A 22987-nucleotide genomic window follows, 5' to 3' on the forward strand; every position below is an offset into this window, starting at 1 on the left:
CGTGTTCGGACGTCGCAAGAAGAACGACGCCGCCGAGGACGCGGCCGGCGAGACCGAGCAGGTCGTCGACAGCGTCGACACCGAGGCGGACGAAGAGCGCGGCCGCGTGCGGCTCGAGCCCGAACCGCGGCCCGACGGACCCTGGGACAGCACCGAGGTCCGCGACCCGGCCGAGGGCCGGGTGGACCTCGGCGGCCTGTTCATCCCCGGGGTCGACGGCATGGAACTGCGGGTGGAGGTCGCGGGCGACGCGATCGTCGCCGCGACCGTCGTGCTGCGCGACAGCGCCATCCAGCTCCAGGGCTTCGCCGCTCCCAAGCGCGAGGGCATCTGGGGCGAGGTGCGCGAGGAGATCGCCTCCGGCATCACCCAGCAGGGCGGCATCATCGACGAGGTCGAGGGCCCGCTGGGCTGGGAGCTGCGGGCCCAGGTCCCGGTGCAGCTGCCGGACGGCAAGAGCGGCTTCCAGGTCGTGCGGTTCGTCGGAGTGGACGGCCCCCGCTGGTTCCTGCGCGGTGTGATCTCGGGCCAGGGCGCGGTGCAGCCGCAGGCCGCCGGTCTTCTGGAGCAGATCTTCCGGGACACGGTCGTGGTCCGCGGCGAGGGCCCGATGGCCCCCCGGGACCCGCTCGTCCTGAAGCTGCCGAACGACGCGCAGATGGTCCCCGAAGGGGTCCAGCAGGAGGAGGGCTCCCGCTTCGCCGGCGGCATGGGCCAGCTCCAGCGCGGACCGGAGATCACCGAGGTCCGCTAGGTACCGAGGTTCGCCGGGTGCCGAGGTTCGCCAGGTACCGAGGTTCGTCGGGTAAAAACTCTGTACGGGTTTTCGCCGTACGCGCGCAAGGGCCGCGTCCCCAGGGGGACGCGGCCCTTTGCCAAGTCACCGGTGATCCGGCCCGGGCCGTTGAATGTGTCCCCCTTCGCTGGTGATACTGGCGCCCGGTTTACGCGGGGGAGGACACATGAGCCAGGTGGTCACCGAGACCATGGTGCGCGTCGAGGACGTGCGGAAGTCGTACGGCCGGGACACGGCCGCCGTACACGCCCTGCGGGGCGTCTCCTTCGAGGTGCCGCGCGGTGAGCTCATCGCCCTCAAGGGGCGGTCCGGCTCGGGGAAGACCACGCTGCTCAACATCGTCGGCGGTCTCGACGTACCCGATGCCGGGCGGGTCGAGGTCGACGGCCGGAATCTCGCGGAGCTGGACGAGGACGGGCTGCTCGCGCTGCGCCGGGACCGGGTCGGCTTCGTCTTCCAGTCCTTCGGGCTCATCCCGATCCTCACCGCCGCCGAGAACGTGGGCGTGCCGCTGCGGCTGCGCCGGGCCGCCCCGCGCGAACGCGAGGAGCGCGTCGAGCTGCTGCTCTCCCTCGTCGGCCTCGCCGACCACGCCGCCCAGCGACCGGGTGAGCTGTCCGGCGGGCAGCAGCAGCGGGTCGCCATCGCCCGCGCCCTCGCCAACGAGCCCGCCCTGCTGATCGCCGACGAGCCCACCGGCCAGCTGGACGCCGAGACCGGCCACGCCGTGATGGAACTGCTGCGCGCGGTCGTCCGCAGCGAACAGGTCACCGCGCTGGTCGCCACCCACGACGCCACGCTGCTCGACCTCGCCGACCGGGTGCTGGAGCTGCGGGACGGCGAGATCGTCGAGCAGTGACGCCGCGGGCGTCAGAGTTCTGTCAAAGACGACCGGCACCGCGCCCCCGCCCCCTTTTGTCGTGATTGTGGGCCGTAGGGTCGACGCTGCGCAATCAGCGGTGACCGGAAGACAATGAGGCCATGGGACGCGGCAAGCTTCGGATCTACCTCGGTGCGGCACCGGGCGTCGGCAAGACGTACGCGATGCTGTCCGAGGCGCACCGGCGGGTAGAGCGGGGCACCGACTGCGTGTTGGCCTTCGTGGAGCACCACGGCCGAGCGCGCACCGAGGTGATGCTGCGCGGCCTGGAGCAGGTGCCGCGCCGGGAGCTGGACTACCGCGGCACGAGGTTCACGGAGCTGGACCTGGACGCGGTGCTGGCCCGGAGCCCGCGAGTCGCGCTGGTGGACGAGCTGGCCCACACCAACGTCCCCGGCGTCCGCAACGCCAAGCGGTGGCAGGACGTCGAGGAGCTGCTGGCCGCCGGGATCGACGTCGTCTCGACCGTCAACATCCAGCACCTGGAGTCGCTCGGCGACGTCGTGGAGTCGATCACCGGCGTACGCCAGCGGGAGACCGTGCCCGACGAGGTGGTGCGCCGCGCCGACCAGATCGAACTGGTCGACATGTCGCCCCAGGCGCTGCGCCGGCGCATGGCCCACGGCAACATCTACCAGCCGGACAAGGTCGACGCGGCCCTGTCCAACTACTTCCGCCCCGGCAACCTCACCGCCCTGCGGGAACTGGCGCTGCTGTGGGTGGCGGACCGGGCCGACGAGTACCTCCAGCAGTACCGCAGCGAGCACCGCGTCTCGAAGATCTGGGGCTCGCGCGAACGCATCGTGGTCGGCCTGACCGGCGGCCCCGAGGGCCGGACGCTGATACGGCGGGCCGCGCGCCTCGCCGAGAAGGGCGCGGGCGGCGAGGTGCTGGCCGTGTACATAGCCCGCAGCGACGGGCTGACCTCGGCCTCCCCGAAGGAGCTGGCCGTCCAGCGCACCCTCGTGGAGGACCTCGGCGGCACCTTCCACCACGTGCTCGGCGAGGACATACCGGCCGCGCTGCTCGACTTCGCGCGCGGCGTCAACGCCACCCAGATCGTCCTCGGCTCCTCGCGCCGCAAGGCCTGGCAGTACGTCTTCGGACCCGGCGTCGGCGCCACGGTCGCCCGGGAGTCCGGCCCCGACCTGGACGTCCACATCGTGACCCACGAGGAGGTCGCCAAGGGGCGCGGACTGCCGGTGGCCAGGGGAGCGCGGCTGGGCCGGTCCCGGATCGTCTGGGGCTGGTTCGCGGGCCTGGGCGGGCCGGTACTGCTGTCGCTGCTGCTGAGCACCGTCCACCTCGGGCTCGCCAACGACGTGCTGCTCTACCTGGCGCTGACCGTGGCCGCAGCGCTGCTCGGCGGGCTGTACCCGGCGCTCGCCTCGGCCGCCGTCGGGTCGCTGCTGCTGAACTGGTTCTTCACGCCCCCCGTCAACCGGATCACCATCGCCGACCCCAGGAACATGCTTGCGCTCGCCATATTCGTCGGCGTCGCGCTGTCCGTCGCCTCGGTCGTGGACGTGGCGGCCCGCCGCACCCACCAGGCCGCCAGGCTGCGCGCCGAGTCGGAGATCCTCTCCTTCCTGGCCGGCGACGTCCTGCGCGGCGAGACCAGCCTGGAGACGCTCCTCGAACGGGTGCGCGAGACCTTCGGCATGGAGTCGGCCGCCCTGCTGGAGCGGGAGGGCGACGTGGCGCCCTGGACCTGCGCCGGCCGGGCCGGGTCGGGGCCGCCGGTGGGACGCCCGGAGGACGCGGACGTGGACATCCCGGTCGGGGACCACCTGGCCCTCGCGCTGACCGGCCGGGTCCTGCCCGCCGAGGACCGCCGGGTACTGGCCGCCTTCGCCGCCCAGGCCGCCGTCGTCCTGGACCGGCGCCGGCTGCGCGAGGAGGCCGACCGGGCCCGCGCGCTGGCCGAGGGCAACCGCATCCGCACCGCTCTGCTGGCCGCCGTCAGCCATGACCTGCGTACCCCGCTGGCCGGGATCAAGGCGGCGGTGACGAGCCTCAGGTCCGACGACGTGGCCTGGTCGGAGGAGGATCAGGCGGAGCTCCTCGAGGGCATCGAGTCGGGCGCCGACCGCCTCGACCACCTCGTGGGCAACCTGCTCGACATGTCCCGCCTCCAGACCGGCACGGTCACGCCGCTGATCCGCGAGATCGACGTCGACGAGGTGGCGCCGATGGCGCTCGGCGGGGTGCCCGAGGGGAGCGCGGAACTCGACATCCCGGAGACGCTGCCGATGGTCGCCGTCGACGCCGGGCTCCTGGAGCGGGCGATGGCCAACCTGGTGGAGAACGCCGTCAAGTACAGCCCGGACGGCCGAACCGTCCTGGTGGCCGCCAGCGCCCTCGCGGACCGCGTGGAGGTACGGGTCGTCGACCGGGGGCCCGGAGTGCCGGACGAGGCCAAGGACCGCATCTTCGAGCCCTTCCAGCGGTACGGCGACGCCCCGCGCGGGGCCGGCGTGGGCCTCGGCCTGGCCGTGGCCCGGGGCTTCGCCGAGGCGATGGGCGGCACCCTGAACGCGGAGGACACCCCCGGCGGCGGCCTCACCATGGTCCTCACCCTCCGCGCGGCGGGATCACCCGCGGCGCACCTTCGTCCCGCGACAGCGCAAAGCACGACAGCGGAAGACGCCACGGCGGAGGACGCCACGGCGGAGGACGCCACAGCGGAAGACGCCACAGCGGAAAGGCAGGCCGCCCGATGACCCGGGTCCTCGTGATCGACGACGAACCGCAGATCGTGCGGGCCCTCGTGATCAACCTCAAGGCGCGGCACTACGAGGTCGACGCGGCCCACGACGGCGCCACCGCCCTCCAGCTCGCCGCCGCCCGCCACCCCGACGTGGTGGTGCTGGACCTGGGCCTGCCCGACATGGACGGCGTCGAGGTGATCCGCGGCCTGCGCGGCTGGACCCGGGTGCCGATCCTGGTGCTGTCCGCCCGGCACTCCTCCGACGAGAAGGTCGAGGCGCTGGACGCGGGCGCCGACGACTACGTCACCAAGCCCTTCGGCATGGACGAGCTGCTGGCCCGGCTGCGGGCCGCGGTCCGCCGGTCCGAGCCCGTCCCGGGCGGCGAGGACGAGGTGGTCGTGGACACCGCGGGGTTCACCGTCGACCTGGCCGCGAAGAAGGTCAACCGGGGCGGGAAGGACGTACGCCTGACGCCCACCGAGTGGCATCTGCTGGAGGTGCTGGTACGCAACACCGGGCGTCTGGTCAGCCAGCGGCAGCTGCTCCAGGAGGTGTGGGGGCCGTCCTACGGGACGGAGACGAACTACCTGCGGGTCTACATGGCCCAGCTGCGCCGCAAGCTCGAGACGGACCCCGCGCACCCCCGGCACTTCATCACCGAGCCGGGCATGGGGTACCGATTCGAGAAGTGAACGGCGTGCCCCGGTACGCTTCAGATATGAGTGCTGCTCCGCGTTCCGACAAGCCGGTGGGCCGGTTCCGGCGCATGTTCGACCGGCTCTCCTCGTCACAGGAGGACCTGGAGTCGGAGGAACTGCGCGAGGACGCCGACACCGCCGGCTGCACGCGTATCGGAGACTGCCGGGACCGGCAGGTCGTGTCGGTTACTGGTACCTTGCGCACGGTCACCCTGCGACCGCGCGCGGGCGTTCCGGCCCTGGAGGCCGAGCTGTTCGACGGTTCCGCCGCCTTGGACGTGGTGTGGCTGGGCAGACGCTCCATCGTGGGCATAGAGCCGGGGCGCAAGCTCATCGCATCGGGCCGGATCTCCATGAGCCACGGCCGCCGGGTGCTCTTCAACCCGAAATACGAACTGAGACCCCTCGGACGGGAGTAGCCGGTGACGTCGCTCGACAAGCCGACCGAAGAGACGACAGAGGCCGACGACGCCCGGGCGGTGACGGAGGCCGCGCTGTTCGAGGCGTTCGGCGGCGTGCGGGGCATGATCGAGACGGTGCTGCCGGGCCTGCTCTTCGTCACCATCTTCACCCTCAACAACGACCTGCACATGTCGGCGATCGCGGCCCTGGCCGTGTCGGTGGTGCTGGTCGTCGTCCGGCTCGTGATGAAGGACACCGTCAAGCACGCCTTCAGCGGGGTCTTCGGCGTCGCCTTCGGCGTGGTCTTCGCGATGATGACCGACAACGCCAAGAACTTCTATCTGCCGGGCATGCTCTACACCCTGGGCCTGGCGCTGGCGTACATCGTGACCTCGCTGGCCGGGGTGCCGCTGATCGGCCTGATCCTCGGCCCGGTCTTCAAGGAGAACCTCTCCTGGCGCACCCGCAACCCCGGCCGCAAGAAGGCGTACACCAAGGCCAGCTACGCCTGGGGTCTGATCCTGCTCGGCAAGAGCGCGATCCTCTTCCCGCTGTACTGGTGGGCGGACACCGAGCAGCTCGGTTGGGTCCTGGTCACCCTGAAGATCCCGCCCTTCCTGCTCGCCGTCTGGCTGACCTGGGTCTTCCTGGCCAAGGCGCCGGCCCCCATCGACGTGTTCGCGGAGATGGAGGCGGCGGAAGAGGCCGAGAAGGCGGAGAAGGCCGAGCGGGAACGGCGTGAGCAGGAGGCCGACGGCACGCTGCCGGGGCCGCCCGAGGCCGACGGGGAGACCGCGGATCTGCGCAGCGGCAGGCACCGCAAGGCCTGACGGGCCTGACGGGCCTGACGGGACGATACGGCGGTGGGGCGCCCGGAGATTTCCGGGCGTCCCACCGCCGTAGGTCCTCCGCGTCGGTCAGACCACGCCGTCGGGCCGCCGTCGCGCCGACAGCAGGTCCTCCAGCTGCTCCTCGCGGGCCTGCGCGGCGACGAACAGCAGTTCGTCGCCGGCCTCCAGGGAGTCCTCCCCGGAGGGCGTCAGCACCCGGGTGCCTCGGATGATCGTCACCAGGGACGTGTCCTCGGGCCACTGGACGTCGCCGACCTGGGTACCGGCCAGGGCCGACTCCTCCGGCAGCGTCAGCTCGACGAGGTTGGCGTCGCCGTGGCTGAAGCGCAGCAGCCGGACCAGGTCGCCGACGCTCACCGCCTCCTCGACCAGGGCCGACATCAGCCGCGGGGTGGAGACGGCGACGTCCACGCCCCAGGACTCGTTGAAGAGCCACTCGTTCTTCGGGTTGTTCACCCGGGCGACGACGCGCGGAACGCCGTACTCCGTCTTGGCCAGCAGGGACACGACGAGGTTGACCTTGTCGTCGCCCGTCGCGGCGATGACGACGTTGCAGCGCTGGAGCGCCGCCTCGTCCAGGGACGTGATCTCGCACGCGTCGGCGAGCAGCCACTCCGCCATCGGAACCCGCTCGACCGAGATCGCGGTCGGCGCCTTGTCGATGAGCAGGACCTCGTGGCCGTTCTCCAGCAGCTCGCCCGCGATCGAGCGGCCGACCGCGCCGGCTCCGGCAATGGCGACCCTCATCAGTGACCGCCCTCCTCTTCGGGACCCTTGGCGAACGCCGCCTCGACCTTGTGGACCTCGTCGGTGCGCATCATCACGTGCACCAGGTCACCCTCCTGAAGGACGGTCTGCGACGAGGGCAGGATCGCCTCCCCGAGCCGGGTGACGAAGGCCACCCGCACGCCCGTCTCCTCCTGGAGCCGGCTGATCTTGTGACCGACCCAGGACGCGGACGTGTGCACCTCGGCGAGCTGGACACCCCCGGTGGGGTCGCGCCACAGCGGCTCGGCGCCCGCGGGCAGCAGCCGGCGCAGCATCTGGTCGGCCGTCCAGCGCACGGTGGCCACGGTGGGGATGCCCAGGCGCTGGTAGACCTCGGCGCGGCGGGGATCGTAGATGCGGGCGGCGACGTTCTCCACGCCGAACATCTCGCGCGCCACGCGGGCGGCGATGATGTTCGAGTTGTCGCCGCTGGAGACGGCGGCGAAAGCGCCGGCCTCCTCGATGCCCGCCTCGCGCAGGGTGTCCTGGTCGAAGCCGATACCGGTGACGCGGCGACCGCCGAACGAGGAGCCGAGGCGCCGGAAGGCGGTCGGGTCGCGGTCGATCACCGCGACCGTGTGCCCCTGCTGCTCCAGGGTCTGGGCGAGCGCGGAGCCCACGCGCCCGCAGCCCATGATGACAATATGCATCGCCTCACACCGCGCTTCCTGCGGGCCCGCCGGCCATTGTGAATGTCGTGCTCATGTCTCTCTTTCGGCTCGCCTGGCGACACGTCGCGGCCGGAGTGCGGGCCGCAGGGGAACATCATGCCGGTGCGTACCGGCGCTGACGCCGCTAGGGGCCCGGGAACCGGGTTTCCCTGCCCGGGAGGCCGGGTCCCCCGACCGGATCGCACCCAACGTATCGGCACGCCTCCAGGGCCCGCAGGAGCCGTCTCACCCGCCGGCCGACGACCCCCGGCGGCAGATGCTGCGGATGCTGGCGAGCGTCAGGATTCCGAGGCCGACGAGCGTGGCGGCGCCGCCGATCAGTTCTGCGCTCAGGTGCATGGGACCTCCAGGGGCGGCAACGGTCGGGCACCGGACGATGCTTGTCAGGTAGGCAGTCATATAGACATGCCAATCCCGTCACCTGCGGAATCCGCAGCCGCGGCACCCCTCGAATTCACCCGTAGGGCAGACTGCGGGCGGATCGGGGGTGGCGGGTGGGCGGGCGCCCGTTCGAACGCATACGATCCTCTGTTGTGTCCAAACTGACCGACGTGCCCAAGCGGATCCTGATCGGGCGCGCTCTGCGCAGCGACCGGCTGGGTGAAACGCTCCTGCCGAAGCGGATCGCCCTGCCCGTCTTCGCGTCCGACCCGCTGTCCTCCGTGGCGTACGCGCCCGGCGAGGTACTGCTCGTCCTGTCCATCGCGGGCGTGTCGGCCTACCACTTCAGCCCCTGGATCGCGGTCGCGGTCGTGGTTCTGATGTTCACCGTGGTCGCTTCCTACCGGCAGAACGTGCACGCCTATCCGAGCGGCGGCGGCGACTACGAGGTGGCGAACACCAACCTCGGCCCCAAGGCCGGTCTGACCGTCGCCAGCGCGCTCCTGGTCGACTACGTCCTGACCGTCGCCGTCTCCATCTCCTCCGGCATCGAGAACCTCGGCTCCGCGATCCCCTTCGTCGTCGAGCACAAGGTCCTCTGCGCGGTCGCGGTGATCCTGCTGCTCACCCTGATGAACCTGCGCGGGGTCAGGGAGTCGGGCACCCTGTTCGCGATCCCGACGTACGTCTTCGTCGCGGGCGTCTTCATCATGATCGTGTGGGGCGCGTTCCGCGGCCTGGTGCTGGACGACACCATGCGGGCGCCGACGGCGGACTACGAGATCAAGCCCGAGCACGGCGGCCTGGCCGGCTTCGCGCTGATCTTCCTCCTCCTGCGGGCCTTCTCCTCCGGCTGCGCCGCGCTCACCGGCGTCGAGGCGATCTCCAACGGCGTTCCGGCCTTCCGCAGGCCCAAGTCGAAGAACGCGGGGAACACCCTCGCGCTGATGGGCCTGCTCGCCGTCACCATGTTCTGCGGCATCATCGCGCTGGCCTCCGCGACCGACGTCCGCATGTCGGAGAACCCGGCCACCGACCTCCTCCACAACGGCGTCGCGGTCGGCGCGGACTACGTCCAGCACCCGGTGATCTCGCAGGTCGCCGAGGCCGTGTTCGGGGAAGGCAGCTTCCTGTTCATCGTGCTGGCCGCCGCCACCGCGCTGGTCCTCTTCCTCGCCGCCAACACCGCCTACAACGGCTTCCCGCTGCTCGGCTCGATCCTCGCCCAGGACCGCTACCTGCCGCGCCAGCTGCACACCCGCGGCGACCGCCTCGCGTTCTCCAACGGCATCGTGCTCCTCGCCGGCGCGGCCATGCTCCTGGTCTTCGTCTACGGCGCCGACTCCACCCGCCTCATCCAGCTCTACATCGTCGGAGTGTTCGTCTCCTTCACGCTCAGCCAGATCGGCATGGTCCGCCACTGGAACCGCCTCCTGGCCACCGAGCGGGACCAGGCGGCGTGCCGCCGCATGGTCCGCTCCCGCGCGATCAACGCCTTCGGCGCCTTCTTCACCGGACTCGTGCTCGTCGTCGTGCTGGCCACGAAGTTCACGCACGGCGCCTGGGTCGCCCTGCTCGGCATGTGCATCTTCTTCGCGACGATGACGGCGATCCGCAAGCACTACGACCGCGTCGCCGAGGAGATCGCGGCCCCCGAGGACCCCGAAGAGGCGCAGAACGACGACATGGTGCGCCCCTCCCGCGTCCACTCGGTGGTCCTGATCTCCAAGATCCACCGCCCGGCCCTGCGGGCGTTGGCCTACGCCAAGCTGATGCGCTCCGACTCCCTGGAGGCGCTCAGCGTCAACGTCGACCCGGTGGAGACCAAGGCGCTGCGCGAGGAGTGGGAGCGGCGCGGCATCGCCGTACCGCTGAAGGTGCTGGACTCGCCGTACCGTGAGATCACGCGGCCGGTCATCGAGTACGTCAAGAGCCTGCGCAAGGAGTCCCCGCGCGACGCGGTCTCCGTGATCATCCCCGAGTACGTGGTCGGCCACTGGTACGAGCACCTGCTGCACAACCAGAGCGCCCTGCGCCTCAAGGGCCGCCTGCTGTTCACGCCCGGCGTCATGGTCACGTCCGTCCCCTACCAGCTGGAGTCCTCCGAGGCCGCCAGGCGGCGGGCCCGCAAGCGGCAGGACTGGAGCGCGCCCGGCGCGGTCCGGCGCGGTCCGGCCCAGCACGACCGGACGAAGGACTCCTCCTCGTCCACGTAGACTGGACGGCTGTTGTCCTTTGTCGTCACCCCGTTCTCTGGAGTCACCCCGCCATGCAGGCAGAACCGAAGAAGTCGCAGGCGGAGTCGCGAGAGGCCGCTCAGCCGGTCTCGAAGCCGGTCTCGAAGCCGGTCTCGCTGGTCGGCGAGGAGTACGAGGTCGAGATCGGCCCCGTCGCCCACGGCGGCCACTGCATCGCCCGCACGTCCGAGGGACAGGTGCTGTTCGTCCGGCACACGCTGCCCGGCGAGCGGGTCGTGGCCCGGGTGACGGAAGGCGAGGAGGGGGCCCGCTTCCTGCGCGCGGACGCGGTCGAGATCCTGGACGCCTCCAAGGACCGCATCGAGGCCCCCTGTCCCTTCGCGGGCCCCGGCCGCTGCGGCGGCTGCGACTGGCAGCACGCCAAGCCGGGCGCGCAGCGCCGCCTGAAGGGCGAGGTCGTCGCCGAACAGCTCGAGCGCCTCGCCGGCCTCACCCCGGAGGAGGCCGGCTGGGACGGCACGGTGATGCCGGCCGAGGGCGACAAGGTGCCCGCCGGCCAGGTCCCGTCGTGGCGCACGCGCGTGCAGTACGCCGTGGACGCCGAGGGCCGCGCCGGCCTGCGCAAGCACCGTTCGCACGAGGTCCAGCCGATCGACCACTGCATGATCGCCGCCGACGGCGTCAGCGAGCTGGGCATCGAGCAGCGGGACTGGACCGGCATGGAGTCGGTCGAGGCGATCGCGGCCACCGGCTCGCAGGACCGCCAGGTCATCCTGACCCCCCGGCCGGGCGCGAGGCTCCCCCTCGTCGAGCTGGACCGCCCGGTGTCGGTCATGCGCGTCGGCGAGAAGGACGGCGGCGTCCACCGCGTCCACGGCCGCCCCTTCGTCCGCGAGCGCGCGGACGACCGTACCTACCGGGTCGGCTCCGGCGGCTTCTGGCAGGTCCACCCGAAGGCGGCCGACACCCTGGTCACGGCGGTCATGCAGGGCCTGCTCCCGCGCAAGGGCGACATGGCCCTCGACCTGTACTGCGGCGTGGGCCTGTTCGCCGGCGCGCTCGCCGACCGCGTCGGCGACCAGGGCGCGGTCCTCGGCATCGAGTCCGGCAAACGCGCCGTCGAGGACGCCCGCCACAACCTCGCAGCCTTCGACCGCGTCCGCATCGAACAGGGCAAGGTCGAGTCGGTCCTCCCGCGGACCGGCATCGACGAGGTCGACCTCATCGTCCTCGACCCGCCCCGCGCGGGCGCGGGACGCAAGACGGTCGAGCACATCTCGTCGCTCGGCGCGCGGAGGATCGCCTACGTCGCATGCGACCCGGCCGCGCTGGCCCGGGACCTGGGGTACTTCCGGGACGGGGGGTACCGGGTGCGGATGCTGCGGGTGTTCGATCTGTTTCCGATGACGCATCATGTGGAGTGCGTGGCGATCCTGGAGCCTGCCGCAAAGGGGCTCTGACCTGTAGTTTCCCCGGGTTTCTCAGGGATGGTCGGATGTGCTCGACATGTTCCGGCACAGCATGACGCGGGGGGTCAGGGGCGCGTGGTGCCGGCAGTGGGTTCCGGCCGAGCGCGGTGGCCGGGCGATACGGGAGAGGGCACCCCGTCCACGGCGGGATCGCCGGTGTGCAGGCCGATCATGCCGAAGGCGGTGAGTGCCGCGGCGACGGCGGCTGCCGCGGCGCACACCAGGAACGCGGTGCTGAAGCCGCTGCCCAGGGCGTCCAGGGCCAGGCTGTGGGCCGCGGATCCCGGAGCGCCCGGCGGCAGGCTGTTCACGGCGATGGGGCCGCCTGCCTCGGCGATCTCCCGTGCTGCCGCGGTCTCAGCGGCCGGCAGGGCCGTGCCGGCGAGGTTCGTCGCGAACGCCGACCCCGCGCCGCTGAGGGCGACCGCGCCGACGACGACCGGACCGAGGGCGAACCCGAGGTCGCGCAGCATGTTGGTGGTGGCGCTGGCCATGCCCGCCAGATGCGGGGGCACGCTGCCCAGCGCCACGGCCGTGACGGAGCTGACGGTCAGGGCGAAGCCGACGCCGATCAGCAGGGCGGGCGCCACGAACGCGCCGAGCCGCGGGTCGGTGACGTCCAGCCGGGCGCACAGCAGGCAACCGACCGCCATCAGGACGAACCCCGAGGTCAGTAGCCAGGACGGGGCGACTCGGTGCAGCAGCCGTGAGACGACGGGGATGAGAAGGAAGGCCGGTCCCTGCAGGAGCAGGAAGGGAAGCGCCACCCGAATCGGGTCCTGGTGCTGCACCGGGCCCAGCCACATGCTCGTCGCGAAGCAGGCGCCGAGGAAGGCGAGCATGCCGATGACCGCTGCGGCCGACGACACGGTGAAGGCTCGACTGCGGAACAGCCGCAGGTCGAAGATGGGGGATTCCGCCCCCAGCTCCACCACGACGAACGCCGCCAGGAACATTGCGCCGAGAGCGAGGGAGAGGATGACGGGCAGAGTCGTCCAGCCCGACTCGGGGCCCTCGACGGCGCCGTACAACATCAGGATGAGGCCGGGCGCGAAGGTGACCTGGCCGGCTACGTCGAACTTGCGGCCCTCAGGTGCTTTCGACTCTGTCGCCAGCGTCAGGGTGAGCAGCATGCTGACCAAGGCGAGTCCGACGAGCACCCAGAAGGAGCCGCGCCACGACCCGATCCTGGCGAACATGCCGCCGAGCAGGGGGGACACGGCGGCGCCGGCGGACAAGAACCCGCTCCAGACCGCGACGGCGTGCGCCCGCTGCCGTACGTCCCGGGTGACCGCGGTGAGTGCGGTGAGCGAGCCGGGGAACATGGCCCCGGCGCCCAGTCCGTTCAGGGCGGCGCCGAGCCAGAGCACCTGGACGGTCGGGGCGAGCGCGGCGACGGTGCTGCCGGCGGCGACCAGCGCGGTGCCCGCGAGGACGAGCCTGCGGCGTCCGAACAGGTCGCCGAGGACGCCGAAGGTGAACTCGAAGCACACCACCGCGATCATGAACGCGGCGGTGATCCAGGTAAGTTGCGAGCCGTGGGTGTTCAGGTCCTGCTGGAACAGTCCGTTCAGCGAGGCCGGCAGCGCGTTCGCGACCTGGGCCACGAAGACCGCGCCGCAGGCGGCAGCCAATGTTCCCGCGTAGCCCGGCTTCCGGGCGGCCCCCGCGGTTGGGCCCGGGAACGTCGCCGTCCCGTTGTTGAGCGTCATTGCTGTTTCTCCCTGACTGGGACTCCGGGTCTCCCGAAGCGGGAATCCCGAAGCGTGGAAGCGCTCGGCTCCGCGCACGCGGTGGGGGAGTGAAGGCACGTCGCGCGTCCGGCGTGGTGCCGTGGAGAATGACACTTGCCTTTACTTGACGTCAAGGAAATGTGCAGAAGGTAGAGATGCTGTCCTTCGCGTAACGCTGGTGGGTCGGGTTCTACGGCTGGTCGGCCAAGTCCTCTTCAAGGGCGTGCGCCGCGGCCTCCAGCGTGGCGACCAGGGAGCGCAGGCGCTGCGGGTCGTAGCGCACGCTGGGCATCGATACGGAGAGGCCGGCCAGCGCGGTGCCGTCCCGGTCGCGCACCGGGACGCCGACGGCGACGAGGCCGCGTTCGGACCGTTCCCTGTTGACGGCGAAACCGTTGCGGCGCAAGCGCCTGAGCTCAGGCCGCAGCCGCGCCAGGTCGGGGCGGTCGGCCGGGCGGTCGCGGTAGCGCTCAATCGCGTAGACATCCTCCAACTCCTCGTCGGCCAGGTCGGCGAGCAGCAGGAGTCCCGCTGTGGTGCGGTGGGCCGGAAAGACCATCCCCTCCCGTGACCCGACCCGCAGGGCCTGCCGGCACTCGACGCTCGCGATGAACCGTGCTGTGTCCCCGGCGCGCACGATCAGGTTCGCCGTCTCCTCGAGGAGTTCGACGACCCGGTGCAGATGAGGTAGGGCCATCACGCGCAACCGTGACACCAGCGACCGCGAGTGGGCGGCCAGCTCCAGCACCGGCCCCGCGCGGTAGGTGCGATCCTCGCCCCGCACGGCGAAGTCCCGATAGACGAGCATCGCCAGGATCCGGTGGGCCGTCGACCGTGCGACGCCCAGACGCTCCGCGAGCTGCGCCACGGTCGCGCCGCCCTCCAGTTGCAGGATGGTCGCCGCGCGCAGCGCATGGTCCACGCTGGCGATCGGGTAGGGCGGCGGTGTCTTCAGCGGCTTGTCCATGCGCTCCTCGAAGTTCTGCTATGCAGAATCTATATGTTCTCTCAGCAGACACGCTGCACGCTGACCTCGTGACTGAGTCCTCCCACACCCAAGACATAGCCGCGGGCTCCCCGGTGCGGCTCAAGGCCGTCACCGCCGAGGGGCAGCCCGAGGTCACCCCGGCGCTCGAGGAGTTGTACCGGGGCTTCGAGCAGGAACTGCTGGTCCCGCTGTGGACCGAGATCGGCGACCTGATGCCGGTCCACCCGCGCTCGCGCGCCGTGCCGCACCTGTGGCGCTGGGAGCGGCTGCGCGAGCTGGCCGCACAGGCCGGCGACATCGTGCCCGTCGGGCGGGGCGGGGAGCGCCGGGCGATCGCGCTGGCCAACCCGTCCCTCGGCGGCAGGCCGTTCGCCACCCCGACACTGTGGGCGGCCATCCAGTACCTGATGCCCGGCGAGGACGCCCCCGAGCACCGCCACACCCAGCACGCCTTCCGGTTCGTCGTCGAGGGCTCGGGCGTGTGGACGGTCGTCGGCGGCGACCCGGTGCCCATGAACCGCGGTGACTTCCTCCCGCAGGCGGGCTGGAACTGGCACGCGCACCACAACGCCACCGTCGAGCCGATGGCCTGGATCGACGGTCTGGACATCCCCTTCCAGTACGTCACCGAGGCCCAGTTCTTCGAGTTCGGCCGCGACGAGATGAGTGCCGCCGAACGGATCACGCCCGAGCGGTCGCGCTCCGAGCGCCTGTGGGGCCACCCGGGCCTGCGTCCGCTGTCGGCCGCCCCGGCCACGCCGGGCAGCCCGCTGCTGTCCTACAAGTGGGAGTACACCGACGCGGCCCTGCGCGACCAGCTCCTGCTGGAGAAGGAGGGCTTCGGCTCCACCGTCGAGCCCGGCCACGCCGCGGTGCGCTACAGCAACCCGCACGACGGCTCCGACGTCCTGCCGACGATCCGCGCCGAGTTCCACCGCGTCGCCCGCGGCGCCGGGACCGCGCCGGTGCGTGAGACCGGTTCGTCGGTCTACCAGGTCTTCGACGGCTCCGGCGTGGTGAGCGTCGGCGACACGTCCTGGACGGTGACCCGCGGCGACCTGTTCGTCGTCCCGTCCTGGGAGCCGTTCTCCGCCAGGTCCGAGGCCGGTACGACCGACTCCGACTCCAACTCCCTCGACCTGTTCCGCTTCTCCGACGCGCCCGTCTTCGAGGTGCTGGGGCTCGACCGCACACAGAAGGACGCCTGACCATGAAGCTCGCCACCCTCCGCACCGCCGACGGCACCCGGGCGGTCCGCCTCGACGGCGACCTCCTCGTCGACCTCGGGTACGCCGACCTGGGCGAGCTGTTCGCCGAGGACGGCTGGCAGGCGAAGGCCGCCGCCGCGTCCGGCACCACCTGCCCGGTGGAGGACGCGGACTTCGCGCCGGTCGTCCCGAACCCCTCCAAGGTCGTCTGCGTCGGCCACAACTACACCAACCACATCAAGGAGATGGGCCGGGACCTGCCGAACCACCCGACCCTCTTCCCCAAGTTCGCCGACACCCTGCTGGGCGCGAACGACGACATCGTCAAGCCGGCCGAGACCGACGCGCTCGACTGGGAGGTCGAGCTGGCCGTCGTCATCGGCAAGCGGGTGCGCCGCGCCGACGAGGAGCAGGCCGCCGGCGCCATCGCCGGCTTCACCGTCATGAACGACATCTCGGCGCGCGACTGGCAGTTCCGCACCATCGAGTGGACCCAGGGCAAGATCTGGGAGGCCACCACCCCGGTCGGCCCCTACGTCGTCACCCCCGACGAGGTCGGCGGCGTCCGCCCCGCGCTCCAGGTCAGCACGGTCGTCGACGGGCAGGTCATGCAGCGGGACGACACCGGAACGCTGCTGTTCGACCCGGTCTTCCTGGTCCAGTACCTCTCCACCGTCATCACCCTGCGCCCGGGCGACATCATCGCCACCGGCACCCCGGCCGGCGTGGGCAACGCCCGCGACCCCAAGGTCTTCCTGCTCCCCGGCCAGACCGTGGTCACCGAGATCACCGGCCTGGGCGCCTGCACCAACAAGGTGGTCGAGGCATGACCGACGGCACGCGGACGTTCACCGACGCGCGCACGTGGGCCCGTACGGGCACCCAACTGCTGCTCGACGCCGTCGCGGGCCTCGACGAGGCCGCCTTCGCCGCCCCCAGCGCGCTGCCGGACTGGACCCGCAAACACCTCGCCGCGCACCTCGCCGCCAACGCCGACGCGCTGGGCAACCTGGTGCACTGGGCGGCCACCGGCGAGGAGACGCCGATGTACGCCTCCGCCGGGGAACGTGCCGCCGGCATCGCCAAGGGCCCCGCCCTGTCGGCCGACGAGCTCCGCTCCTGGCTGACGGACTCCGCGCACGAGTTGGCGGCGGGACTGGACCGGCTCACCGACGAGCAGTGGGGGCGCGAGGTCGTCACCGCCCGGGGCCGTACCGTCCCCGCCACCGAACTCCCGTGGATGCGCGCCCGCGAGGTGTGCGTCCACGCCGTCGACCTCGGCACCGGCGGCGTCACCTTCGCCGACCTCCCGAAGGGCTTCCTGACCGCCCTGATCGCCGAGATCAGCGACAGTCGCGGGCTGACCGAACTGCCCGACGGCCCGCTGCCCGAGGTCGCCGCCTGGCTGGCCGGCCGCCCCCACGCGCTCGCCGGCGCCCCCGAGCTCGGCCCGTGGCTGTAGAGGAGTGCGTCCCATGTCCCACCCTGATGTGATCGTCGTCGGCGGCGGCATCGGCGGCCTCGGCGCGGCGTTCTCGCTGGCCCGCCAGGGTCAGCGCGTCCGCCTGCTGGAGAGCGCCCCCGCCTTCGGCGAGGTCGGCGCCGGCATCCAGCTCGCCCCCAACTGCACCCGCATCCTCGACGACTACGGCCTCCTCCAGGAGGCCAAGAGCCTCGGCGTCGTCCCGGACACGATGGTCATGCGCGACGCCGTCGACGGCGACGAGCTGACCCGGCTCGACCTGCGCGACCTGGAGCAGCGCTACGGCTACCCGTACCTGGTCATCCACCGCAGCGACCTGCACGGCCTGCTGCTGCGCGCCTGCGAGCGCGCCGGTGTCGAGCTGGTCAACGACGCGCGGGTGACCTCGTACGAGAACACCGACGGCGGCGCCCGCGTGACCGTCGCCTCCGGCGCGACCCACGAGGCCGGCATGGTGATCGCCGCCGACGGGCTGCACTCTCCTGCCCGCAAGCTCTTCGTCGACGACGAGCCCGTCTCCTCGGCGTACGTCGCCTACCGCGGCACCGTCCCCGCCGAGTCGCCCCGCGTGGCCCGCGTCGACCTCGGCGAGGTCGTGGTGTACGTCGGCCCCGGCTGCCACTTCGTCCACTACGGTCTGCGCGGCGGCGAGATGCTCAACCAGGTCGCGGTCTTCGAGTCGCCCAAGGCGTTGGCCGGCCGGGAGGACTGGGGTACGCCGGACGAGCTCGACGCCGCGTTCGCCGAGACCTGCGGCTTCGTCCGGGACGGCCTGTCCTTCATGTGGCGGGACAAGTGGTGGCGCATGTTCGACCGCGACCCGATCATGAACTGGGTCCACGGCCGGATCGCGCTGCTCGGCGACTCCGCGCACCCGCCGCTGCAGTACATCGCGCAGGGCGCGATCATGGCCGTCGAGGACGGCTGGGTGCTGGGCGAGCACGTCGCCCGCAACCGCGCCGGGGACGGCACGGTCGACTGGACGGCCGCGCTCGCCGCCTACGAGGCCGTCCGTCCGGAGCACTGCCGGCGTGTGCTGACCACCTCCCGCACGTGGGGCGAGTTGTGGCACCTCGACGGTCTCGCCCGCGAGCAGCGCAACGTGCTGCTGCGCGCCCGCGACACCTACGACTACGCCTACACGGACTGGCTGTACGGCCCGACCGCACTGACCCCGGACGAGGAACCGGACATGTTCACGCCGGTCCCGCTGGCCTCGGCGGCCGTCGGGGAATCGACGACGGCGGGTGGCACGGCATGAGCGACGCCCACCTCTGGGCGGCGGCCCGCGCCTCCTCCGGCCGGTTCGGCGGAGCCCTCGCCGGAGTGCGCCCCGACGACCCGACGGCTGTCCGTCGATCTCCTCGTCCGAATCCCGAATCCCGAATCCCGGAGCCCGAATCCCGAATCCCGGAGCCCGGAGCCCGGAGCCCGGAGCCCGAATCCCGGAGCCGGCGCCGTGGCCGGCCCTCGGCGCCGGCCGGCCCCACGGTGCTTTACATGGCGTTCGTAGCGGAGCCGGTCCGTACAGCGAGCGTGCGGCGGGGCACTAGGATCTCCGGCATGGCGAACCTCCGACAGGCACAGAAGCAGATGACGCGCCGCCTCCTGCTGGAGTCCGGGCTGGAGCTGTTCACCACGAAGGGCTACGCCGCCACCACGGTCGACGACATCGCGACCGCCGCCGGCACCACCCGGGTGACCTTCTACGCCTACTTTCCCTCCCGCAGCGACCTGATGAGGGCGCTCATCGACGAGCGGCTCAACGAGGCGCTCCAGCGCGTCCGTTCCCCGGAGCACGGTTCCACGGCCCAGGACCTGGTCGCCACCGTCGCCGACGGGACGGCGGGCGCGATCAGCGCCTGGCTGCGGCGCACCGCGGACAGCTGGTCCGAGATCCGGCCGATCATCCGCGTGGGCCGGGACGCCGCGGCGGTCGACCCGGAGCTGCGCGACCTGGTGGAGCGGTGGCTGGAAGAAGCCATCAGCGACATCGAGGACGGTCTGACGCGGGCCGGCCGCCTCGACCCGCACCAGCGCCGCTTCCGGGGGGTGCTGGCCATGGCCGAGCTGGACTACGTCGCCCAGCACTGGGGCCGCACCGACTGGAAGCTCACCCGCGAGCAGCTGCTCGACGAGCTGAGCGCCAGCTGGGTGCGGCTGCTGACCTGATCCGGCGCGGGCGGCCCTCTCACCGCTCGGCCGCGGCGTCGCGCAGCAACTCCCGCAGCCAGGCGACGAAGTGCCGGTCGGCCAGGCGCGGGTTCCACACCATGTCGATGCCGAGCCCCGGCAGCGGGAACGGGAACTCCTCGATCCGCAGGTCGGCGAGGGTGCGCATCGTGGCGGCGACCCGGTACCGCAGCAGGGCGACACCACCGGCGCGCGCCACGTGGAACGGCACCAGGAGGAAGTCGGAGACCCACAGCCCGACGCGGTAGGGGATCGCCTCGTTCTCCAGCACCGCGTACGGGAAGACCCGCCGGTCGGTGTCGACGACGACGTGCGGCTCGGTGGTGAGCAGGTCGAGGGAGCTCGCCCGCGGCGGGGTGTCCGGCGAGGCCACCACGACACAGCGGTCGTCGTAGAGCCGTTCGCGCGGATACGGCGAGAAGTGCCCCTCGGAGATCAGCACGACGTCGACGCCCCCTTCGGTGAAGGTGGCCTCGGTCGGCACCGTGATCGTCCGGATCCGCAGGGTGGCGTGCGGGGCGCGCTCGGCGACGAGCCGGGTCAACCGGGGGCCGACGACGAACGCGGTGCTGTTGGTCATGGCGACCGTGAGGACCCGCTCGTCGGTGGCGGGATCGAAGGAGGGAAAGTCGACGACCCGCGCCGTCTGCCGCAGCGCGCCGCGCAGCGGGGCGATCAGCTCCAGCGCCCGTGGGGTGAGCGTGACGCCACTGCCCTGCCGGACGACGAGGTCGTCGCCCAGCAGGCGCCGCATCCGGGTCAGGGCGTGGCTCATGGCGGGCTGCGAGAGCCCGACCCGTTCCGCGGCCCTGGTCACGGATCCTTCCTCCAGCAGGGCGAGGAGGGGCACCAGCAGGTTGAGGTTGACCGAGGCCAGCCGGTCCAGTCCCGACGTCGCCGCGGTGCCCTCCTCGCCGTTCATGGCGCACACCTTATGCGGCGGTCCGGGTCATGCGGCGCAGCCGGGGGACAGGGACGCGGTAGTCCAGAGCGACGGCCGTGGTGCTGCCGTCCCCCTGCCGCCAGGTCATCAGCGCGGGGCCGTCGGGTCCCCCGTCCACGTACTCCGGCTCCCCCTCGGCGGGCAGCTGCCCGACGGCCTTGAGGGTCCGCCCGAACTGCTCGGTCCAGAAGTACGGCTGGAAGGAGAGCGGCGGGGCGGCGTCGCCGTGGACGAGCGCCCGCGCGGCGACCTTCGCCTGGTCGATGGCGCTGCTCCACAGGGGGACGCGGCGCAGGCCCTGCGGGGTGGGGAAGGCCGCGAGGTCGCCGACGGCCGCGACGCCGGGGCGGGCGAGGCCGCGCGCGTCGACCGGAACGGCGCCGTTCACGACGAGCCCGGTGCCGACGAGCCATGCGGTGTTGGGGATGTCCCCGACTGCGGTGAGCAGGACCTCCGCCCGCACCATCGTGCCGTCCTGGAGCGCCACGCGGGCGTCACCGGGCCGCCCTTCGACCCGTGCCGGGCCGGTCTCGACCACGGTGAGCCCCCGCTCGCGGGCGGCGGTGGTGAGGACGCGGGCGAGGTGCGGACCGAGCTGGGCGGTCAGCGGCTCCCCTCGCGAGACGAGGGTGACCCGGCAGCCGGCCGCCAGGCATCCCGAGGCGATCTCCATGCCGAGCGGGCCGCCGCCGACGACGAGGACGGAGGGCCGACCGGCCAGCCGGCGGCGCAGCGCCAGCGCGTCGTCGAGGCCGCGCAGGGTCACCTCGTCGGGCAGCTCGGACAGCCGCCGGGCCCGGGAGCCGGTGGCCAGGACGACGCCGTCGTACGGCAGGGCGGTGCCGTCGTCGAGCGTGACCAGGCGTCGGTCCGGGTCGAGGCCGGTCGCACGCACGCCGAGCAGTTCCTTCGCCCCGTGGGAGGCCGGCGGCAGCGCGTGCGAGGACGGGTCGTCGCCGTCGAGCAGCAGCGCCTTCGACAGGGCGGGCCGGCTGTACGCCGGATGGGGCTCGTCGCCGACGAGAGTCAGTTCGCCGTCGAACCCGGCTTCGCGGAGCGTGTCGGCGGCGGTGAGTCCGGCGATGCCGTTGCCCACGACGACGACGCGCTTGAGGGCGGCGGTGCTCATGCGACCCTCAGCGCGGCGACGGGACAAACCCGGGCGGCGGCCTGGGCGAGCGCGGCGTCGCCTCCTTCGACCTCCTCCCGGTCGAGCATCAGCTCGCCGTCGTCGTCGAGGTGCATGAGCCGCGGTGCGGCCTCCTCGCACAGGCCGTGGCCCTCGCAGCGGGGGCGGTCGAGAACGATCCTCACGCGGGGATCACCTCCAGGACGGGGAGCCGGTCGATGCTCCGGGTGATGTTGGCGGGAACGCGGACCTCGGGTCCGACGACGAGGCGCCCGACGCGCCGGGACAGTGCCCGGATCACGGCGTGGGCCTCCAGACGGGCGAGCCCCTGGCCCGCGCAGCCGTGCGGGCCGTAGCCGAACGACAGGTGGTCGACCGGGTTGCGCCCGACCAGGAAGGCGTCGGGGTCGTCGTAGTGCCGCGGGTCGCGGTTGCCGGCCCCGAACAGCACCGCGATCCGCGCGCCCGCCGGGACGACGACGCCCTCGATCTCCACGTCCCGGGTGGTGATGCGGCCCCAGACGTTGACGGGGGGCCAGTACCGCAGCACTTCGTTGAACGCCGCCGGAATCAGGGACGGTTCGGCGCGCACTTCGCGGAGCTGGTCCGGGTGTGCGGCGAACAGGGCGACGATGTTGCCGATGGCGGCGACCGTCGTGTCGACTCCGGCGCCGAGGTACTGGTGGATGATGTGGCCGGCGGTCCCCGCGGGGATGTCGCCGCGCGCCTCGGCGTCGAAGATGCCACGGCCCACCGAGCCCTCGGCCAGGTCGTCGGCCGTGACCTCGGAGCACCAGGCGTACAGCTCGCCGGCGACGGGGAAGCTCTCCGCGGTGCGCCGGTTCATCGGGCCGAGGACCTGCATGGCGGCCTGACCCCAGCGGAGCATGCTGTCCCGTACGCGGCCGGTGAAGCCGATTAGGTCGGCGACCACCTCCAGCGGGAAGACGCGGGCGAGAGCGTCGACGGCCTCGAAGGAGCCCTGCGCGACGAGTGCGGCGACCAGGCCGTCGGCCTTCGCCTCGATCCCGCCCTTCAGCCCGCGCAGGGCGCGGGGCGAGAGGTTCTCGGTGAGGGCGGCGCGCAACGGGGTGTGCACCGGCGGGTCGGACGCCAGGGAGGTGCCGGTCAGGGCCTGGTCGGCCGTCGGATTGAAGGCGATCGACGTCGAGGAGAACGACTCCCAGTCGGCGAGGGCGTCGCGGATGACGTCGTAGCGCGTCAGCGCGTAGGCGTCGCTATTCGGCAGGTGGACGACCGGGCCCGACTCGCGCAGCTCGGCGTGGAAGGGCAGGGGGTCCAGGAGTACTTCGTCGGCGAAGAGGTCGAGGTCGGAGGTGGGCGGTGTACGCATGCCCTCAGTGAAAGCGGCCCGCGCCACATCCATCAAGTGAATGATTCGCATGGTCCGGCATGCACAGGATGCATGCCCCGATGCTCGCCCGCCCCCTTCGTTGCTCTGATCCTCGCCTTTCTCGCAACTGT

21 protein-coding genes are annotated in these 22987 nt (G+C 72.1%); 13 read left to right on the forward strand and 8 right to left on the reverse strand.

The window, feature by feature from the left end:
* The first annotated feature begins 1 nt into the window (after position 1).
* The 6 genes from ACGH7X_RS29150 to ACGH7X_RS29175 all read left to right on the forward strand — a co-directional run bounded on the left by ACGH7X_RS29150 (position 2) and on the right by ACGH7X_RS29175 (position 6317).
* On the forward strand, positions 2-754 hold the full coding sequence (locus tag ACGH7X_RS29150; protein WP_399890226.1) for a DUF3710 domain-containing protein: 753 nt from the start codon (positions 2-4) through the stop codon (positions 752-754).
* A 208-nt stretch (positions 755-962) separates the two neighbouring features.
* Positions 963-1655 (forward strand): ABC transporter ATP-binding protein, encoded by a 693-nt coding sequence (locus ACGH7X_RS29155; protein ID WP_399890229.1) that lies wholly within the window; start codon positions 963-965, stop codon positions 1653-1655.
* A gap of 122 nt (positions 1656-1777) precedes the next feature.
* Positions 1778-4399 carry an ATP-binding protein gene (locus ACGH7X_RS29160; RefSeq protein ID WP_399890232.1) on the forward strand — a complete coding sequence of 874 codons (2622 nt, stop codon included), beginning with the start codon at positions 1778-1780 and terminating at the stop codon, positions 4397-4399.
* The gene (locus ACGH7X_RS29165) at positions 4396-5079 is read left to right on the forward strand and encodes a response regulator (protein ID WP_399890235.1); all 684 of its coding nucleotides are present in this window, start codon (positions 4396-4398) and stop codon (positions 5077-5079) included. The genes ACGH7X_RS29160 and ACGH7X_RS29165 overlap by 4 nt, the downstream gene beginning before the upstream one ends.
* Before the next feature lie 26 nt (positions 5080-5105).
* Positions 5106-5504: an OB-fold nucleic acid binding domain-containing protein gene (locus ACGH7X_RS29170; RefSeq protein WP_115744619.1), complete on the forward strand. Its 399-nt coding sequence runs from the start codon at positions 5106-5108 to the stop codon at positions 5502-5504.
* A 3-nt stretch (positions 5505-5507) separates the two neighbouring features.
* The gene (locus ACGH7X_RS29175; RefSeq protein WP_399890239.1) at positions 5508-6317 is read left to right on the forward strand and encodes a DUF3159 domain-containing protein; all 810 of its coding nucleotides are present in this window, start codon (positions 5508-5510) and stop codon (positions 6315-6317) included.
* 87 nt (positions 6318-6404) lie between these two features.
* Here ACGH7X_RS29175 and ACGH7X_RS29180 read toward each other — a convergent pair whose 3' ends face one another.
* The gene (locus tag ACGH7X_RS29180; protein ID WP_399890242.1) at positions 6405-7085 is read right to left on the reverse strand and encodes a potassium channel family protein; all 681 of its coding nucleotides are present in this window, start codon (positions 7083-7085) and stop codon (positions 6405-6407) included.
* Complete coding sequence (locus tag ACGH7X_RS29185) at positions 7085-7756, reverse strand: potassium channel family protein (protein WP_399890245.1); 672 nt, start codon at positions 7754-7756, stop codon at positions 7085-7087. Before ACGH7X_RS29185 ends, ACGH7X_RS29180 begins: the two co-directional genes overlap by 1 nt.
* A gap of 554 nt (positions 7757-8310) precedes the next feature.
* On the opposite strand from ACGH7X_RS29185, the gene ACGH7X_RS29190 reads away from it, so the two are divergent.
* The gene (locus ACGH7X_RS29190) at positions 8311-10374 is read left to right on the forward strand and encodes an APC family permease (RefSeq protein ID WP_399890248.1); all 2064 of its coding nucleotides are present in this window, start codon (positions 8311-8313) and stop codon (positions 10372-10374) included.
* Between the two features lie 53 nt (positions 10375-10427).
* Complete coding sequence (locus ACGH7X_RS29195) at positions 10428-11816, forward strand: class I SAM-dependent RNA methyltransferase (protein ID WP_399890252.1); 1389 nt, start codon at positions 10428-10430, stop codon at positions 11814-11816.
* 74 nt (positions 11817-11890) lie between these two features.
* Here the strand turns inward: ACGH7X_RS29195 and ACGH7X_RS29200 are convergent, their stop codons facing one another.
* Positions 11891-13537, reverse strand: coding sequence for an MFS transporter (locus ACGH7X_RS29200; protein WP_399890255.1), 1647 nt, complete (start codon positions 13535-13537; stop codon positions 11891-11893).
* A 211-nt stretch (positions 13538-13748) separates the two neighbouring features.
* The gene (locus tag ACGH7X_RS29205; protein WP_399890258.1) at positions 13749-14525 is read right to left on the reverse strand and encodes an IclR family transcriptional regulator; all 777 of its coding nucleotides are present in this window, start codon (positions 14523-14525) and stop codon (positions 13749-13751) included.
* 68 nt (positions 14526-14593) lie between these two features.
* Between ACGH7X_RS29205 and ACGH7X_RS29210 the strand changes: the two genes are divergently transcribed.
* The 5 genes from ACGH7X_RS29210 to ACGH7X_RS29230 all read left to right on the forward strand — a co-directional run bounded on the left by ACGH7X_RS29210 (position 14594) and on the right by ACGH7X_RS29230 (position 19409).
* Positions 14594-15754 (forward strand): cupin domain-containing protein, encoded by a 1161-nt coding sequence (locus tag ACGH7X_RS29210; RefSeq protein ID WP_399890261.1) that lies wholly within the window; start codon positions 14594-14596, stop codon positions 15752-15754.
* Between the two features lie 2 nt (positions 15755-15756).
* A complete protein-coding gene (locus ACGH7X_RS29215; RefSeq protein WP_399890264.1) occupies positions 15757-16584 on the forward strand; it encodes a fumarylacetoacetate hydrolase family protein in 828 nt (275 codons plus the stop codon).
* Positions 16581-17216, forward strand: coding sequence for a maleylpyruvate isomerase N-terminal domain-containing protein (locus ACGH7X_RS29220; RefSeq protein ID WP_399890267.1), 636 nt, complete (start codon positions 16581-16583; stop codon positions 17214-17216). The genes ACGH7X_RS29215 and ACGH7X_RS29220 overlap by 4 nt, the downstream gene beginning before the upstream one ends.
* Positions 17217-17229: 13 nt before the next feature.
* A complete protein-coding gene (locus ACGH7X_RS29225) occupies positions 17230-18498 on the forward strand; it encodes an FAD-dependent oxidoreductase (protein ID WP_399890270.1) in 1269 nt (422 codons plus the stop codon).
* A gap of 302 nt (positions 18499-18800) precedes the next feature.
* Positions 18801-19409, forward strand: coding sequence for a TetR/AcrR family transcriptional regulator (locus tag ACGH7X_RS29230; RefSeq protein ID WP_399890273.1), 609 nt, complete (start codon positions 18801-18803; stop codon positions 19407-19409).
* Positions 19410-19428: 19 nt separating this feature from the next.
* On the opposite strand, the gene ACGH7X_RS29235 is transcribed toward ACGH7X_RS29230, so the two are convergent.
* The 4 genes from ACGH7X_RS29235 to ACGH7X_RS29250 are packed head-to-tail and all read right to left on the reverse strand — an operon-like array spanning position 19429 to position 22856.
* Positions 19429-20352, reverse strand: coding sequence for a LysR family transcriptional regulator (locus ACGH7X_RS29235; protein ID WP_399890276.1), 924 nt, complete (start codon positions 20350-20352; stop codon positions 19429-19431).
* A gap of 10 nt (positions 20353-20362) precedes the next feature.
* Complete coding sequence (locus ACGH7X_RS29240) at positions 20363-21502, reverse strand: NAD(P)/FAD-dependent oxidoreductase (RefSeq protein ID WP_399890279.1); 1140 nt, start codon at positions 21500-21502, stop codon at positions 20363-20365.
* On the reverse strand, positions 21499-21687 hold the full coding sequence (locus tag ACGH7X_RS29245) for a ferredoxin (RefSeq protein ID WP_399890282.1): 189 nt from the start codon (positions 21685-21687) through the stop codon (positions 21499-21501). The genes ACGH7X_RS29240 and ACGH7X_RS29245 overlap by 4 nt, the downstream gene beginning before the upstream one ends.
* Positions 21684-22856: a cytochrome P450 gene (locus ACGH7X_RS29250; RefSeq protein ID WP_399890285.1), complete on the reverse strand. Its 1173-nt coding sequence runs from the start codon at positions 22854-22856 to the stop codon at positions 21684-21686. Before ACGH7X_RS29250 ends, ACGH7X_RS29245 begins: the two co-directional genes overlap by 4 nt.
* Positions 22857-22987: the final 131 nt, after the last annotated feature.

This window comes from Streptomyces sp. BBFR51 (assembly GCF_044591655.1).
Taxonomy (GTDB): Bacteria; Actinomycetota; Actinomycetes; order Streptomycetales; family Streptomycetaceae; genus Streptomyces.